At 60.6% G+C, this 15,875-nt stretch carries 15 protein-coding genes; 7 read left to right on the forward strand and 8 right to left on the reverse strand.

The window, feature by feature from the left end:
• Positions 1-78: 78 nt before the first annotated feature.
• The 7 genes from BUB78_RS16545 to BUB78_RS16575 form a co-directional block, all read right to left on the reverse strand.
• Positions 79-1,224 (reverse strand): iron-containing alcohol dehydrogenase, encoded by a 1,146-nt coding sequence (locus BUB78_RS16545; RefSeq protein ID WP_073199951.1) that lies wholly within the window; start codon positions 1,222-1,224, stop codon positions 79-81.
• Positions 1,221-2,600: an aldehyde dehydrogenase family protein gene (locus BUB78_RS16550; protein WP_425442205.1), complete on the reverse strand. Its 1,380-nt coding sequence runs from the start codon at positions 2,598-2,600 to the stop codon at positions 1,221-1,223. The genes BUB78_RS16545 and BUB78_RS16550 overlap by 4 nt, the downstream gene beginning before the upstream one ends.
• A gap of 79 nt (positions 2,601-2,679) precedes the next feature.
• Positions 2,680-4,041 (reverse strand): glutamine synthetase family protein, encoded by a 1,362-nt coding sequence (locus BUB78_RS16555; RefSeq protein WP_073199954.1) that lies wholly within the window; start codon positions 4,039-4,041, stop codon positions 2,680-2,682.
• A gap of 75 nt (positions 4,042-4,116) precedes the next feature.
• Complete coding sequence (locus BUB78_RS16560) at positions 4,117-5,157, reverse strand: TRAP transporter substrate-binding protein (RefSeq protein WP_073199956.1); 1,041 nt, start codon at positions 5,155-5,157, stop codon at positions 4,117-4,119.
• A gap of 52 nt (positions 5,158-5,209) precedes the next feature.
• Positions 5,210-6,532, reverse strand: coding sequence for a TRAP transporter large permease (locus BUB78_RS16565; RefSeq protein ID WP_073199958.1), 1,323 nt, complete (start codon positions 6,530-6,532; stop codon positions 5,210-5,212).
• Complete coding sequence (locus BUB78_RS16570; RefSeq protein WP_073199960.1) at positions 6,522-7,127, reverse strand: TRAP transporter small permease subunit; 606 nt, start codon at positions 7,125-7,127, stop codon at positions 6,522-6,524. The genes BUB78_RS16565 and BUB78_RS16570 overlap by 11 nt, the downstream gene beginning before the upstream one ends.
• A complete protein-coding gene (locus BUB78_RS16575) occupies positions 7,120-7,911 on the reverse strand; it encodes an N-formylglutamate amidohydrolase (RefSeq protein WP_073199962.1) in 792 nt (263 codons plus the stop codon). The genes BUB78_RS16570 and BUB78_RS16575 overlap by 8 nt, the downstream gene beginning before the upstream one ends.
• A 175-nt stretch (positions 7,912-8,086) precedes the next feature.
• Here BUB78_RS16575 and BUB78_RS16580 point away from each other — a divergent pair, with 175 nt between their 5' ends.
• Positions 8,087-8,950, forward strand: coding sequence for an SIS domain-containing protein (locus BUB78_RS16580; protein WP_073199993.1), 864 nt, complete (start codon positions 8,087-8,089; stop codon positions 8,948-8,950).
• On the opposite strand, the gene BUB78_RS16585 is transcribed toward BUB78_RS16580, so the two are convergent.
• The gene (locus BUB78_RS16585; protein ID WP_073199964.1) at positions 8,922-9,875 is read right to left on the reverse strand and encodes a LysR family transcriptional regulator; all 954 of its coding nucleotides are present in this window, start codon (positions 9,873-9,875) and stop codon (positions 8,922-8,924) included. The two genes, BUB78_RS16580 and BUB78_RS16585, sit on opposite strands and share 29 nt — an antisense overlap.
• 109 nt (positions 9,876-9,984) lie before the next feature.
• On the opposite strand from BUB78_RS16585, the gene BUB78_RS16590 reads away from it, so the two are divergent.
• From BUB78_RS16590 to BUB78_RS16615, 6 genes are all read left to right on the forward strand, one after another.
• A complete protein-coding gene (locus BUB78_RS16590; protein ID WP_073199966.1) occupies positions 9,985-10,455 on the forward strand; it encodes a TRAP transporter small permease in 471 nt (156 codons plus the stop codon).
• A complete protein-coding gene (locus tag BUB78_RS16595; RefSeq protein ID WP_073199968.1) occupies positions 10,452-11,756 on the forward strand; it encodes a TRAP transporter large permease in 1,305 nt (434 codons plus the stop codon). The genes BUB78_RS16590 and BUB78_RS16595 overlap by 4 nt, the downstream gene beginning before the upstream one ends.
• 43 nt (positions 11,757-11,799) lie before the next feature.
• Positions 11,800-12,789 (forward strand): TRAP transporter substrate-binding protein DctP, encoded by a 990-nt coding sequence (dctP, locus tag BUB78_RS16600; protein WP_073199970.1) that lies wholly within the window; start codon positions 11,800-11,802, stop codon positions 12,787-12,789.
• 92 nt (positions 12,790-12,881) lie between these two features.
• On the forward strand, positions 12,882-13,982 hold the full coding sequence (locus BUB78_RS16605) for an NAD(P)/FAD-dependent oxidoreductase (protein WP_073199972.1): 1,101 nt from the start codon (positions 12,882-12,884) through the stop codon (positions 13,980-13,982).
• Positions 13,957-14,253, forward strand: a complete 297-nt coding sequence (locus tag BUB78_RS16610; RefSeq protein WP_073199974.1) for a 2Fe-2S iron-sulfur cluster-binding protein — start codon at positions 13,957-13,959, stop codon at positions 14,251-14,253. Before BUB78_RS16605 ends, BUB78_RS16610 begins: the two co-directional genes overlap by 26 nt.
• Positions 14,253-15,644, forward strand: coding sequence for an FAD/NAD(P)-dependent oxidoreductase (locus BUB78_RS16615; RefSeq protein ID WP_073199995.1), 1,392 nt, complete (start codon positions 14,253-14,255; stop codon positions 15,642-15,644). Before BUB78_RS16610 ends, BUB78_RS16615 begins: the two co-directional genes overlap by 1 nt.
• Positions 15,645-15,875: the final 231 nt, after the last annotated feature.

Consider the following 15,875-nt stretch of genomic DNA (forward strand, 5'->3'; position numbering starts at 1 on the left):
AAGGGAAAGATGGGGGACGCTGTCCCCCAACCCCCCTGGGATATTTAGAGCAAGAAGAAGCCGAAGCGCTGTCTGGTTTCAGAGGGCGGCGTGAAACAGGGCCGTCAGGTTGGTCTCGGTCAAGGGAACCGGGTTGCCACCACAGCTTGGGTCAATGATCGCGCCTGCGACGAGGTCTGGAATCGCCTCGGCGGTGACGCCCAGATCTGCGAGGTGGCGCGGTATGCCAAGGCTATCGTTGAACTCCTGCACAAAGGTGCGGAAGCCGTCAAAGCCGCCGGAAATGCCGAGATAGCCCGCCGCGCGGTCGAACCGTTCGGCGATCACATCGGCGTTGAGGTCAAGCACCGCAGGCATGCAGACCGCGTTCGTGGTGCCGTGATGGGTGTTGAAATAGGCGCCGATGGGGTGGCTCATGGCGTGGATCGCGCCAAGGCCTTTCTGGAAGGCGGTGGCGCCCATGGCTGCGGCGCTCATCATCTGGGCGCGGGCCTCAAGATCGGTGCCATCGCCGTAGGCGCGCGGCAGGTAATCGATGACAAGGCGCATGCCTTCAAGGGCTATCCCGGCGCTCATCGGGTGGTAATGCGGGCTGCTGAAGGCCTCGACGCAATGGGCAAAGGCATCAAGCCCGGTGCCTGCGGTGATGAATTTCGGCATGCCGACGGTCAGCTCTGGGTCGCAGATCACCACGCTCGGCAGAACCTTGGGGTGAAAGATGATCTTTTTCACATGGGTCACAGAATTTGTGATGACACTGGCTCGGCCAACCTCTGATCCGGTGCCCGCCGTGGTGGGTACGGCGATGATCGGCGCGATGGCATCCGAATTGGCGCGCGTCCACCAATCATCGACATCCTCGTAATCCCAAACGGGCCGCGTTTGCCCGGCCATGAAGGCGACCATCTTGCCCAGATCAAGCCCCGAGCCACCGCCGAAGGCTATCACCCCGTCGTGGCCCCCGGCCTTATAGGCGGCGACGCCGGCGGCAAGGTTGATCTCGTTGGGGTTTGGATCGACCTCGGAAAACATCGCCCGGCCAAGGCCTGCGGCCTCGATGATATCAAGCGTCGCTTGCGTGACAGGCAGGCCCGCAAGCCCCTTGTCGGTCACCAGAAGCGGGCGCTTGATCCCGGCCTGGGCACAGGCGGCGGGCAGTTCGGATATCCGGCCTGCGCCAAATTTGATTGCGGTCGGATAGGACCAGTTTCCTGTCAGGCTCATTGTGTCACCTTCTTGAGATGGTAGGATTTGGGACGTGTCAGATTGTGATAGCCGATGACCGAGAGGCCGCCACCGCGCCCGGTATTCTTGCACCCGGTCCAGCACAGGCCGGGATCAAGGTAATCGGCGCGATTGAGGAAAACGGTGCCGGTCTCGATCTGGTCGCCGACCGCCTGGGCCCGCGCCACATCGCCGGTCCAGAGGCTGGCGGTCAGGCCAAACTCGCTATCGTTCATAAGGGCAATCGCTTGCGCGTCGCCCTTGACAGGCATGATGCCTACAACCGGGCCAAAGCTCTCGTCGTGCATGACCCGCATCTCGTGGCTGACATTGGTCAGGATCTGCGGCGTCAGGTAAGCCGCACCATCATCGCCCGGCATGGCCGCGATATGCGCCACCGCCCCCATTTTCAGCGCCTCGGTGATCTGGCCGCGCACCACATTGGCAAAGCGCACATTGGCCATCGGGCCGATCGTGGTCTCTTGGTCCAACGGATTGCCAAGGCGATAGCCCTGCACAATCGCCACGGCCTTTGCGACAAAGGCGTCAAACAGGCTCTCGTGGACATAAATCCGTTCGATCCCGCAACAGCACTGGCCGGAATTGAACATCGCCCCGTCAATCAGCGTATCAACGGCGGCGTCAAGATCGGCGTCCTCCATGACATAGCCGGGATCCTTCCCGCCAAGCTCAAGGCCAAGACCGGTAAAGGTGCCTGCCGCGGCCCGCTCCATCGCGCGCCCACCGCCGACCGAGCCTGTGAAGTTCACGAAATCAAAGGCGCGCCCGGCGATCAGGGCGCTGGTGGTGTCGTGATCCAGAAACACGTTCTGAAAGACATCCTCGGGCACACCCGCGGCGTGAAAAGCGCGCGCCATCCGCTCGCCCACCAACAGCGTCTGGGTGGCATGTTTCAACACCACCGAATTGCCCGCGATCAAGGCGGGCGCCACGGTATTGATCGCCGTCATGTAGGGGTAATTCCACGGCGCGATGACAAACACCACGCCATGTGGCACGCGCTTGATATAGCGCAGAAAGGTCTCATCCTCGCCCACGGCGATATCGGCCAATGCGTCCTTGGCAATCAACGCCATATGGCTGGCGCGCTCATTGAAGCCGCCAAACTCGCCGCCATAGCGCACCGGGCGGCCCATCATATGCGCCAACTCCGGCACGATCTCATCGTTCATCTCGCCCACGGCGGCGACGCCTGCCATGACAAGGTCGATCCGCTCCTGCAAGGGACGCGCGGCCCATGCGCTTTGCGCCGCTCGCGCGTTCTTGGCGACGGCTTGCGCAGCCTCGACGCTCAATACCTCGCGGGTGGCGAAAACCGATCCGTCGATGGGTGAGATACATTTCAGTGTCTGCATGATTGCATCCTTGGTCACGGACAAGCGCGCTCGCCCTGCTTCTTCTTGGCAAAAATACTCAAATCCTTCGGCGCGGCAGTTACGCCCGCTCGAATCCGCGCGCCACCTCGTAGTCGGTGACCACGCGGTCAAAATCCTCGATCTCGACCTCGGCGGCACGGGCATAGTGGTTGATCACATCGTCGCCAAAGGCCGCGCGCAGCATGGCCGAGCCCTTGAGCGTCACATAGGCATCGCGCAGGGTTTGCGGGATAAGCCCGGTATCGCCCGCATAGGCATCGCCCACCGTGGGGGGCGCAAGCTCAAGCGCGTCCTCGATGCCCTTGATGCCCGCCGCCAATTGCACGGCCATGGCGAGGTAGGGGTTCAGGTCAGAGCCACCAACCCGGCATTCGACGCGCACTGCCTTGCTGCCTTCGCCACACAGACGGAACCCAGCCGTGCGGTTGTCCACGGACCAGATCGTGCGCGTCGGCGCAAAGGTGCCCTTTTGAAAGCGCTTGTAGCTGTTGATATAGGGCGCCAGGAAATAGGTGTAATCGGGCGCGTATTTCAGCAGGCCGGCCATGTAGTGCTTCATCAGCTGGCTCATGCCAAGGCTGTCGCTCGGGTCATAAAACGCGGGCTTGCCATCCTTCCAGAGCGATTGATGCACATGGCTCGACGAGCCGACGCGCGCGTGATCCCATTTCGGCAGAAAGCTGGCGGCGTGGCCCTGCTGCCAGGCGATTTCCTTGATCGCGTGCTTGGCGATGGTGTGGTAATCGGCGGTGTCAAGCGCGGGGGCGTATTTGATGTTCAGCTCTTCCTGACCGGCCTCGGCCTCGCCTTTGGAATTCTCGATCGGCAGTCCGGCGTTCCACAGATGATTGCGCACCGGGCGCATCACGTGTTCTTCCTTGGTGGTTTGGAAGATATTGTAATCCTCGTTATAGCCCGAGATCGGCACAAGGTTGCGATAGCCCGATTTACGCAGCTCTTCAAAGCTTTGCTCGAACAGGAAAAATTCCAGCTCGGTCGCCATCATCGCGTCAAAGCCAAGCGCCTCAAGCCGCTTGAGCTGTTTCTTGAGCATGGCACGCGGCGAATGCGGTACATCCTCGTGGGTGTGGTGATCAAGCACATCGCAGAGCACCATGACCGTGCCCTCAAGCCATGGCATCGGGCGCAGGGTGCTCAGGTCCGGCTTCATCACGTAATCGCCATAGCCCTTTTCCCAACTGGTCGAGGCAAAGCCCTCGGGCGTGCTCATTTCAAGGTCGGTAGCCAGCAGATAGTTGCAACAATGGGTTTCTTCCCAGGCGCTGGCGATGAAATGGCCCGCGTGAAACCGTTTGCCCATCAGGCGGCCCTGCATGTCCACAAGACAGGCCAGAACGGTATCGACCTCGCCGGTTGCGACTTGGGATTTCAGGGTTTCGAAACTGAGCGGGCCTGACATGGGGAATGTTCCTGTGTGATTTGGGCGGATGATCTTGGGGTGCCCCGGCGCGGGTATTGCGCCGGGGCAAGGGTCTTAGCCGAAGGTATAAGGCGGGCCTGCCTTGCTTGTCACTTCGTTATAATCGCGGAATATCTGGACAATTTTCGAGTGAATTTCGCCTTCTTCGGCGATTTCATCCCAGAATTTCACGGCCGCGTCTTCAACGGTCTTCCATTCTTCCTGCGGGATTGAGCGCAGCTTGAGCTGATCACCCGTCGAGCGCAGGCGCGCCTCACCGCCCCAGTACCACTGGTTGCGATAGGTGTGGCTGGCCTCGATGCCGGCCATGACGATCGCCTTGAGATGCTCTGGCAGGTCGGCCCACATCTTCTGGTTCACGTAGAACGACCCGATCCAGGCGCCCGAGATGTTGTTGGTCAGGAAATAGTCGGTCACATTGGCCCAGCCGACGGTGTAATCCTCGGTGATGCCCGACCATGCCATGCCGTCAAGCTCGCCGGTCTGCACCGCGACTTCGGCATCCTCATAGGGGATCGACACCGGCACGACGCCGAATTGCGACAGGAACCGCCCCGCAGTGGGGAAGGTATAAAGCTTGAGCCCGTCAAGATCGGCCAGCGATGTGATCTCTTTTTTGGTGTTGAAGTTACACGGGTCCTGACCCGCCGCCGAGAGCCATGTCACGCCGACTTTCTCGTATTCCGCGCGCCAGATATCGGCGAGGCCGTATTGCTGGAACAGCACCGGCACATCGAGCGCGTGCTTGGTGGCCAGCGGGAAGTAGCCGCCAAAGACCTGAAGCGGCGTCGGCGAGGCCATTGAGTCGTCGTCGGAATGAACCGCGTCGATGGTGCCGCGCTGAAGTGCCTGGAAAAGCTCGCCGGTGGGCACGATCTGATCGGCGTAATAAAGCTCGATCTCCATTTCGCCATTGGCGGCCTTGTTGATGTAATCCACGACCGGCTTGGTCACGAATTCGCCCAATGCCGCACCGGCATAGGTCTGAAAGCGCCATTTGATCGGGGCTTGGGCGTGGACAATGGCCGGGCTGGCCAATGTTGCGGCGCCGCCCAGTGTAGCGGCCCGTAGGAATGAGCGTCTTGAGGTTGTCATTGTTCTCTCCTTGCTTGGTTGTTTTCATGCTCCGTTGGCGGAGTTCTCGGGGTTATTTTCCGTAAACGTAATTCGGCAGCCAGAGCGCGATCTCGGGGAAGATCATCACCATCGCGAGGGCAAAACTCATCACCAGCACAAACGGGATGATCGAGCGATAGATGTCGCGGATCGAAATCTCGGGCGGCGCCATCGCGCGCATCAAAAACAGGTTATAGCCGAACGGCGGCGTCATATAGGCGATCTGACAGGTGATCGTGTAGAGCACACCATACCACACCAGATCAAAGCCCATATTGCCGACCAGCGGCACATAAAGCGGCGCGACGATGACAAGCATCGCAGTGTCGTCCAGAAAGGTGCCCATCAGGATAAAGCTGAGCTGCATCAGGATCAGGATCGTCCAGGGGCCAAGGCCCAGTTGATCGGTAAAGAGGTGATCAATCGCCTTGACCGCGCCAAGCCCGTCAAAGATCGCGCCAAAGCCGAGCGCGGCCAGAATGATCCACATGAACATGCAGGAAATCGCCAGCGTCTGGCGCACCGAGGTTTCAAAAACCTCGCGGTTCATCCGCCCCTTGATCACAGCCGCCAGAAAGGCCGCCATCGCGCCAATGGCCGAACTTTCGACAAGCGATGTGTAGCCTTTGACAAAGGGCACCATCATCACCGCGAAAATCACCAGCGGCAAAAGCCCCGCGCGCAACAGGCGCAGCTTTTCGGCCATCGGCACATTGCGCTCTTCGGGCGGAAGGGCGGGGCCAAGCTCTGGCTGAATCCGGCAGCGCACATAGATGTAGATGATGAACATCGTCGCCATCATCAGCCCCGGAATGACCCCGGCAAGCCAGAGCTGCCCGACCGGCTGACGCGCGATCATCGCGTAAAGCACCAGAACCACGGAGGGCGGCACAAGGATGCCAAGACTTGATCCGGCCTGAATGACGCCGGTGACCATGATCTTGTCATAGCCGCGTTTCAAAAGCTCGGGCAGGGCGATGGTGGCCCCGATGGCCATGCCCGCCACGCTAAGCCCGTTCATCGCCGAAATAAGCACCATCAACCCGATCGTGCCAATCGCCAGACCGCCGCGCACAGGGCCCATCCAGACATGGAACATCTTGTAAAGGTCGTCGGCAATCTTGGATTCCGACAGGACATAGCCCATGAAAATGAACATCGGCAGGGTCAGCAGCGGATACCATTTCATCAGCTTCATCGCCGCCGAAAACGGCATATCCGCCCCGCCGGTGCCCCAGAGCATCAGCCCGGCAAAGGCCCCGACAAAGCCGATCGCGCCAAACACCCGCTGCCCGGTCAAAAGCATCAGCATCATCGAGCTGAACATCAAAATGGCAATCATTTCATACGACATCAGAAGCCTCTTCGCGGATACGGCCGATGTCGCGGAAAAATTCGGCTAGGGATTGCAGCAGCATCAGGAAAACCCCGATGCACAGGATGGTCTTGACCGGCCAGAGATAGGGGCGCCAGGCGGTCGGGCTTCGCTCCATAAAGCCGATTTTCTCGGTGGCGCCGCTTGTGCCTTGGGTGACAAAGGTCACGAAAAGATCCCAGAAAAAGGCGAAGGGTTCGGTGCCGAAATAGCCAAGCGAATAGGCGGTCGAGCTTATCGCGCCGTATAAGAGGATGCCGAGGTAAAACAGCAGGAACAGCACCGTAAAGGCGTCAAACCACGCCCGTTGGCGCACCGACCAGCCGCCATAGAACAGATCCATCCGCACGTTCGAGCCAAGTTGAATCGAATAGGGCCCGCCAAGCACGTAATAGGCGACCATCACGAATTGCGCGGTTTCAAGCGTCCAGTGTGACGGCGTGAAAAACGCCTTGGAAAACGACGACCAGAGCAGAACCCCGATCAGCGCAAAGATCAGGTACATGGCGAAGCGCCCGATGAAATAATTCATCGCGTCAATCGCGCGGATATAGGCGAGGATCGGTTTAGGCATGCGTCCCTCCGGGGGCCTGCTGATCAAGCGTTGCCATTGCCGGACGCAAGAGCGTCAGAAGCTCGCCGATCATCGCGGCTTGCGCCTCTGCGCCGACCAAAAGATCGTTGCGGATCTCGATCATCACATTCGGCAGGCCTTGGGCAATTCCGTGCAGCTTGAGCGAATGGGTCACGCCATCGTCGGGACCATAAGGATCGTTGCGCCGGATCACGCGGGCGGGCAACTGGTGCGCCTCGTTCAGCATCGCATCGGCCAGGCGGCTGTCGCTGTCGTGCAGAATGCCGATCTCGCAATCGCGATGGGTGCCGAAATAGACCGGCGTAAAGCTGTGGATGGTGATCAGATGGGGGACAAGACCGGCGGCCTTGCGCGCGGCGATCATATCGCTGACGGCAGTGCAAAACGGGGTGTAGACGGTTTGCACGCGCTCGGCGCGATCCGCCTCGTTCAGGTCGCGATTGCCCGGCACGGTGATGTATTCGGACTGATCCGGCATCGCACTTGGCGCTTCTGGCGGGCGATTGCAGTCGTAAACAAGCCGCGACACGGTCGAGGCGATCAGCGGCGCATCAAGCGCCTGCATCAGGCCAAGCGCCACATCGCGCGCGCCCGGATCCCAGGCCGCATGGCTTTGCCGGTCGCTGTCGCTCAGGCCGAGGCCCTGATACCGCGCAGGAATATGGTTCGAGGCATGTTCGCACAGGATCAGGGCCGCACCGCGGCCTTGCGGATTGAGCACCTCAACGGCGTCAGAATCATCCCTGTTCGGATTGCCTTGCATCTTGCCCCCATTGGCGTTTGTAAAGATGTTTCCACGAGGCAATATTTATGTCAATATATTTTCAGGTGTGTCGGGGTGATTGTCCCGTCGCACCGCGCTATGCTGGGCAATCTGCCCAAAACGGCGGCACCCATACCCGGACTTGCACAGGATTCGCGATGTGACCACGACCCCGATCCAGCCGACGGCAACAGTGCGCGAACTGATCCGCGACCACTATGGCGCGCTTACCCAATCCGAGCGCAAATTCGCGCAGGCCCTGCTTGACAGCTATCCGGCGGCAGGGCTGGCCTCGATCACCATCGTCGCGGCGAATGCGGGCGTGTCGACACCGACCGTGGCGCGGATGGTGCAAAAGCTGGGCTTCAAGGGCTATCCGCAATTTCATCAGGCCTTGTTGAAAGAGCTTGAGGCCAAGGTGTCCGGCCCGACCCAACGGCGCGCCAATTGGGCCAGCGAGGCACCAGCGACGCATCACCTCAACCGCTTTGCCCAAGCGGTGACCCAGAACATCGAACAGACCTTCGCCAATATCGACAGCGACGGCTTTGATCAGGCGGCGCGCGATCTGGCCGATACATCGGGGCGGCTATACGTGGTGGGCGGGCGCATCACGCGGGCGCTTGCGGATTATGCCTTTACCCATTTTCAGGCGGTGCGCGAGCGGGTCACCCATATGACCGCCTCATCGGCGACATGGCCGCATTACCTGTTGGATATGGCCGAGGGCGACACGCTTTTGATGTTTGATATCCGGCGCTATGAAACCAACCTTTTGCGGCTGGCCGAGCTTGCCACGGCACGCGGCGTGCGGGTTATCCTGATCACCGATCAATGGGTCAGCCCGATTGCCGATCTGGCGCGCCACACCTTCAATTGCTGGGTCGAAATCCCCTCGGCGTGGGATTCGAATGTCTCGACGATGATGTTGCTTGAGGCGTTGATCGCCGCCGCTCAGGAAGAACGCTGGCCCGCCACGCGCGACCGTTACGAGCGGCTTGACGAGCTGTTCAACGCGACCCGTCTGTTTCAGAAATAGCGCCAAGCCCGGCCTGCATATCGGCCTGAAGTGCGCTGACGTGGCCCGCCAGATGCGCGCAAAACGCCGCCGCGATCACCGATTGCGGGCTATGGGCGGGCGTCAGGATCGACACTTTACTGGTGATTTTTGGCGCAAAGCGGCGAAACCGGATCGTGCCTGCGCTATTGCTTTGAAGGTGGGTATGGGCGGTGATCATATCGCAGATCATGCTGCATAACCCCGCTTCGACAAAGCGGAGGCCCGGCAGAAACGTTTGCAACTCGAACCGGCGCTGAAAGGTGCAATCTGCCGCCTCGAAGGCGCGACAGGTCTGGCCATAGGTGGTGTGCTCGGCAAAAAGTGTGGCAAGGGCCCCACCATCAAGATCGCGCGCGGTGATCGCGGCGCGCGCCGCCAGAGGATCATCCGCAGGCAGGGCGCAGACGCATTCCATGTCGAAATCCTTCTGATTGATCGAGGCGCGCGGCACCGGTGCCTCGGCAAAGCCCACATCGAATTGCTGCGAGGCGATCAGATCTTCGATCACGGTTGACGAGCGCATCATAAGCGACACCTCGATGCCGGGCTTGTCACGCAGGAAATCGGTCAGGACCATCGGCATGAAAAACCCCGAGGCCGCCGGGTGACAGGCGATGCGCAACCGCCCCGCCGAGAGATTGCCGATGCCCCCCAAAGTGCGCTTGGTCTGATCCAAACGGTCGAGAATTTCCTCGCATTCCTCAAGGAAAAACCGCGCCTCGGGCGTCGGGGTAAGCTTGCCATGCTCACGCAGAAACAGGGCAAAGCCCAACTCATCCTCAAGCCCGGCGATCATTGAACTGACGGCGGGTTGGGTGCGACCCACCGTGCGCGCCGCGCCGCTGATTGACCCCGAGCGGATCACCTCGCGGAAGGTATGAAGCTGGCGAAACGAGAGGTTCATGGCGAGGTATAAGCCTAATCTATGGATTGAACGTTTTTTCCAATTTGATTTTATATGCGCCTGCACGTCAAGCTATTGGTTAACGACCAGTCGAGTCGCCGGGGGAATTATGGACAGGTTTTCAAAGTATCTGCTGACAGGGCTGATCTGCGTGGTGGCGCTTGGTCAGTTCGTGCAGGTGATCACGCGTTACGTGCTGCAAATCCCGGTGATGGGGCTTGAGGAAACCATGCTTTATCCGACGCTCTGGCTTTATATCCTAGGGGCGGTTAACGCCTCTCGGGAAAACACGCATATCCGGGCCAACGTTCTGGAAATATTCGTGAAAACAGATCGCGGCCATACCATTCTGGCGATTGTCGGCGAGATCATAAGCCTTGTTGTCGGCCTTTGGTTGCTAAGTTGGGCCTGGGATTACACGCGCTATGCCTGGCGGGTCTGGCGCGAAAGCCCGACGCTTTATATCCCGACGTTTTACTCCGACGTCGCGCTGTTTATCGGGCTGTTGCTGATGATGCTCTACACCGTATCGCACCTTTTGACCCATATCCGCGCGCTAACCAAAGGATCGGCCCAATGATCGAAGTTGCCCTTCTGGCCATCGCCGTTCTGGTGCTATTCCTGACGCTTGGCGTGCCGTTGCCCTACTGCTTTGGCGGGGCGCTCATGGTGATGTATTTCATCGGCGACGTGACCATGAAGGGCAATATGCTCTGGGGGTTTCAGCAACTTAGCAATCCCGTCCTGCTTGCCATTCCACTGTTTGTTCTGGCCGGCACGATCATGTCCGAAAGCGGAATTGCCGCCTCTTTGCTGCGCTTCGTGAGTGCCTTTATCGGCCATATCCGGGGCGGGCTTGGCGTGGTGGCGGCGGTGTCTTGCGCGGTGATCGGCGCGATTTCGGGCTCTGGTCTGACCGGGATTGCCGCGATTGGGCCGCTGTTGATCCCCGAGATGGAAAAGCGCGGCTATCCGCGTGAATATGCCACCGCTTTGATCGCCAACTCGTCGATCCTCGGTCTGTTGATCCCGCCGTCGGTGACGATGATCGTCTATGGCTGGGTGACCGATACCTCAATCCTGGCCTGCTTTCTGGCGACGCTTGGGCCGGGTCTTTTGATCATGTTCAATTTCTCGGTGGTGAACCTCTGGATGAGCCGCAAGTTCAACCTGATCCTGGATGACAAGCCAACCTTTTCCGAGTTGAGCACACAGGTTGCCCAACGCGGCTTTCACGCCTTCCCGGCGCTTTTGATGCCGGTGATCATCCTTGGCGGCATCTATGGCGGGATCATGACCCCGACCGAGGCCGCCGCCGTGTCGGTGATCTATGCGGTGCCGGTTGGGTTTTTGATCTACAAGGGTCTGCGCTGGCACAACTTTTTGAGTGCGGGCCAAGAAGCGGCGACGGCGGTGGGCGCGATCATGCTGATGATCCTGTTCTCGATGATCCTGAGCCAGATTTTCGTGATGGAGGCGATCCCGCAGGCGCTTGTCAGCTCGATCTTTTCGCTGACCGACGACAAGGTTCTGTTGCTGATCCTGATCAATATCCTGCTGTTTCTGGTCGGCATGGTGGTCAATGACGTCACCGCCATCATCCTTATCGCGCCGCTTCTGTTGCCACTGATGAATGCGATTGGCGTAAGCCCGGTACAGTTTGCCGCGATCATGGGCGTCAATACGGCGATGGGTGGGGTCACGCCGCCCTATGCCTCGATCCTTTATCTCGGGGCGCGGATCGGCAAGGTGAAGGTGACCAAGGTCATTCCACCTGCCATGCTCTTGATCGTGACCGGTTATGTGCCTGTCGTGTTCCTGACCTCGCTTTGGCCGGACCTGTCGCTCTATCTGCCGCGACTGTTTGGCTATGCTCCGTAACCACAAAAAACCAATCTGAAAAAACCAACAAGGAGAAACTGAAATGAAACACTTTATGCTTGGTACGGCGACCGCCGCCCTTCTGGCCCTTGGCAGCATCGCCTCGGCCGCTGACCTCAAGATGAGCCACGTGCGCCCGCAGGACGCCACCATTGACGTCGAGCTGCGCGCATTTGCCGAAAAGGTTGATGCGGCCACTGGCGGTGGCGTCAAGATCACCCTGTTCCCGGCCTCGGCGCTTGGTGATTACACCTCGGTTCAGGAACGCATCAGCGTTGGCGCGATTGACATGGCGACCCAGCCCGCCGCAACGGCGGCGGATCGCAAGATGCAGATCAGCTCTTTCCCGTATCTTGCTGCCAACTGGGCGCAGGCGCGTGAAATCTATGGCCCCGGCGGCGTTGTGCGTGACGTGATGGCCGATCTCTACGCGAAACAGGACATCACCATGCTGGCCGCCTATCCGGTCTATTTCGGCGGTATCGCCCTGAATACCGATGCGGTGCATCCCGGTGACCCCTCGCCCAACGGCATCAAGGTGCGCGTGCCCGGTATCAAATCGTTCCAGCTGACCGGCGAAGCGCTTGGTTATATCCCCTCGCCGATCCCGTTCTCCGAGGCCTTCACCGCCATTCAGACCGGTGTTGTTGATGGCGTTATCGGCTCGGGTGCAGAAGGCTATTACGCCTCGTTCCGCGATGTGACCAAGACCTATATCCCGGCCAACACCCATTTCGAAGTCTGGTACATGATCATCTCGAACGAGAGCCTGGCCGAGCTTGACGCAGACAATCAGGCCGCGCTCAAGGCAGAGGCCGAGGCGTTTGAGGCGACCCGCTGGACCGTGGCCGAGGCCGATCAGGGCAAGAACGAACAGCGCCTTGCCGATGACCTTGGCACCACTGTGGTCGAGCTGTCCGACGACCAGCTTGCCGCCATGGCAGCCAAGGTGCGCGCCGATGTCTGGCCGGTTGTGCTTGAGGACGTTGGCGTTGAATGGGGTCAGGGCATTCTTGATCAAATCGGCAAGTAACGCTGGTTTCCGACGCATTTTGCGACATCTGAAACACCGAATCCGGGGGGGCATGATCCCCCCGGACCCATCCCCGAGCCAAAGGACATGACATGGAGGCGGACTACACCATCATCGGCGGCGGGGTTGTCGGCCTCTCGGTGGCCTGGGGGCTTTTGAACAAGGGCCGCCGCGTGATCGTTCTGGATGGCGATGACGGATCGTTTCGTGCCAGCCGGGGCAATTTCGGCCTTGTCTGGGTGCAATCCAAGGGCATGAAACAACCCCGATACGCAAGCTGGTCACAAACCTCTGCCGCCGCCTGGCGCGGCTTTGCCGACAGGCTTGGCGATGCGACCGGGCGCGATGTGGGCTTGGAACAGAACGGCGGTTATGACCTGCACTTTTCGGAAGAGAGCCTTGCCGCGCGGGTTGAGGAATACGAGGGGCTAAAGGCCAAGCTTGGCGGCAATTATCCCTACGAGGTGTTGGGTCATAACGCCCTGCGCAAGGAAGAGCCCGCCATCGGGCCCAAGGTCGTTGGCGCGATCCTGCATCATCAGGACGGGCACGCCAATCCGCTGCGCCTGCTCAAGGCGCTTGCCGATGATGTGCGCCGACTTGGCGGGCAGGTTTTGACCGGCAAGATGGTCACCGATGTGACCAAGACGGACATGTTCACCGTGACCTGCGCCGATGGCACTGTGGTGAACTCCGCCAAGGTGATCCTGTCCGCCGGGCTTGGCGCGATGACGCTTGGCCCCAAGCTTGGGTTTATCGCGCCGATCCGGGCGCAACGTGGTCAGGTTCTGATCACCGAAAAGCTTCCGAAGATGATCAACCGCCCCTCGCTTGTCGCGCGTCAGGTCGATGAGGGCGGTATTCAGATCGGCGCCACCAATGAAGAAGTCGGCCTTGACGACCGTGTGACGCAACCGGGCCTGTCGGGCCTTGCCGCCGAGGCGATTGCCGCCTTTCCGGCCCTTGCGCGCGCCCAACTGGTGCGAAGCTGGGGCGCGCTTCGGGTGCTCTCGCCCGATGGTTTGCCGATCTATCAGCAAAGTGAAACGATGCCTGGGGCTTACCTTGTGACCTGTCACAGTGGCATCACCCTTGCCGCCGCGCATGCGACGATCCTGCCCGAGTGGCTTGAGGGGACCGACAAGGCCCCTGATCTGGAGGTGTTCAGTGAACAACGCTTTGCCGTTTCATGATCTTGGCGAGGGCCGCGCGCTTGTTGCGGTGACCTTCGCCGGGCAGGATCTGCGCCTGCCGGAGGGGGCCAATCTTGCCGCTGCCCTGCTTGGGGCCGGTATCACGAGTTTTCGCCATACGCCTGCGTCTGGTGCGCCGCGCGGGCCGTTTTGCATGATGGGCGCCTGTTTTGACTGTCTGGTTGAGGTCGATGGCATAAGCCGTCAGGCCTGCATGATGGAGGTCACGCCCGGACTGATCCTTCATATGCCGCAAGCGGGGGAAAGATGATGGCACAGGTCGATCTTGCGATTATCGGCGCTGGCCCTGCGGGCATGGCAGCGGCAGAGCTGGCGGCAAGCAAGGGTCTCTCGGTCTGTATTCTGGATGAACAGCCGCGCGCGGGCGGCCAGATTTACCGCGATGTTGACAGGGTTGCGCCCCTGCGCGGTGACCTCTTGGGCAAGGATTACACCGACGGGCGCGCTCTGACCCAAGGGCTTGGCGCGTCGGGGATCACCCATCTTGCTGGGGCTGTGGTCTGGGCGATCGAAGACGGACCGCGCCTTGCCTATACGCAGGACGGCAAGGGCGCGCTGATCGACGCGCGTCACGTGTTGCTGGCCACCGGCGCGCTGGAGCGGCCGATGCCAGTACCGGGCTGGACCTTGCCGGGCGTGATGACGGCGGGGGCGGGGCAGATCCTGCTCAAGCAATCCGGTGTTCTGGCGCGGCGCGCGGTGCTGGTTGGCTCTGGCCCGCTGCTCTATCTGATCGCGGCGCAGATGGTGCGCGCGGGCACCCCGCCGCTGGCCATGGTCGAGACCCAGACGCGCGGCGATTTCGCGGGCGCGCTGCGCCACCTTGGCGGGGCGCTGCGCGGTTGGCGCTATCTGCTCAAGGGGCTTGGCCTGCTCACCGAAATCCGCCGCGCCGGTGTTGCGCGCCATACGGGCGCGCATGGCATTGCGATCACCGGCGAGGGGCGTGCCGAGGCGGTTGAATTTACCGCCGGGGGCAGGGGGCATCGCATCGCCTGCGACACTGTTTTTCTGCATCACGGGGTGGTGCCGAATACGCAGGCTGCGCGCTCGCTCAACGTGCCACACCGCTGGGAAGCGGCGCAGCAGTGCTTTGTGCCAGAGCTTGACGGTTGGGGCGGTACTTCGGTCGATGACCTGCATATTGCCGGTGACGGGGCAGGGATCGGCGGGGCCAAGGTTGCCGCCCTTGCCGGGCGTCTGGCGGCGCTGGACATCGCATTGCGGATGGGCGCGATTGAGGCCGAAGCGCGCGACGGCGAAGGCGCACCCCTGCGCCGGGAGATGGCGCAAGAGCTTGCGGCGCGCCCGTTTCTGGATGCCGCCTATCCGCCACTGGCAGAGGCGCTTGCCCCTGCCGACAAGACGATCATTTGCCGCTGTGAAGAGGTGACGGCGGGGGACATTCGCGGTTATGCCAAGCTTGGCTGTATCGGCCCGAACCAGACCAAGGCTTTTGGCCGAGCCGGCATGGGCCCCTGTCAGGGGCGCTATTGCGGGCTAAGCGTGACGCAAATCCTGGCCGAGGAAAACCGCCAGAGCCATGACGCAACCGGATACTATCGCATCCGCCCACCGCTCAAGCCGGTGACGCTTGGCGAGTTGGCGGCGATGGACGAGGGGCCTCGCGTGGCGGAGTAACACACCCTTTGTAACCTAGGGTCTGGACCAATAAATTCTAAAGCGCCAAATGCCACAAAGCAGTCGTTCGCCGCGCAGTTTCCAGATGTCTCACATCAGGACGGAGCCGCAATTCATCCAAACGATATGAATGTCCTGTGTGGATGGCTCCTGCATAGCAAGACATTTTTGATCAGATTTGTGCATTTGTCAGAAGCAGTCATGTGTCCGGCCTGTTTGCGCGGTTTTGAC

This window comes from Roseovarius marisflavi (assembly GCF_900142625.1).
GTDB lineage: Bacteria > Pseudomonadota > Alphaproteobacteria > Rhodobacterales > Rhodobacteraceae > Roseovarius > Roseovarius marisflavi.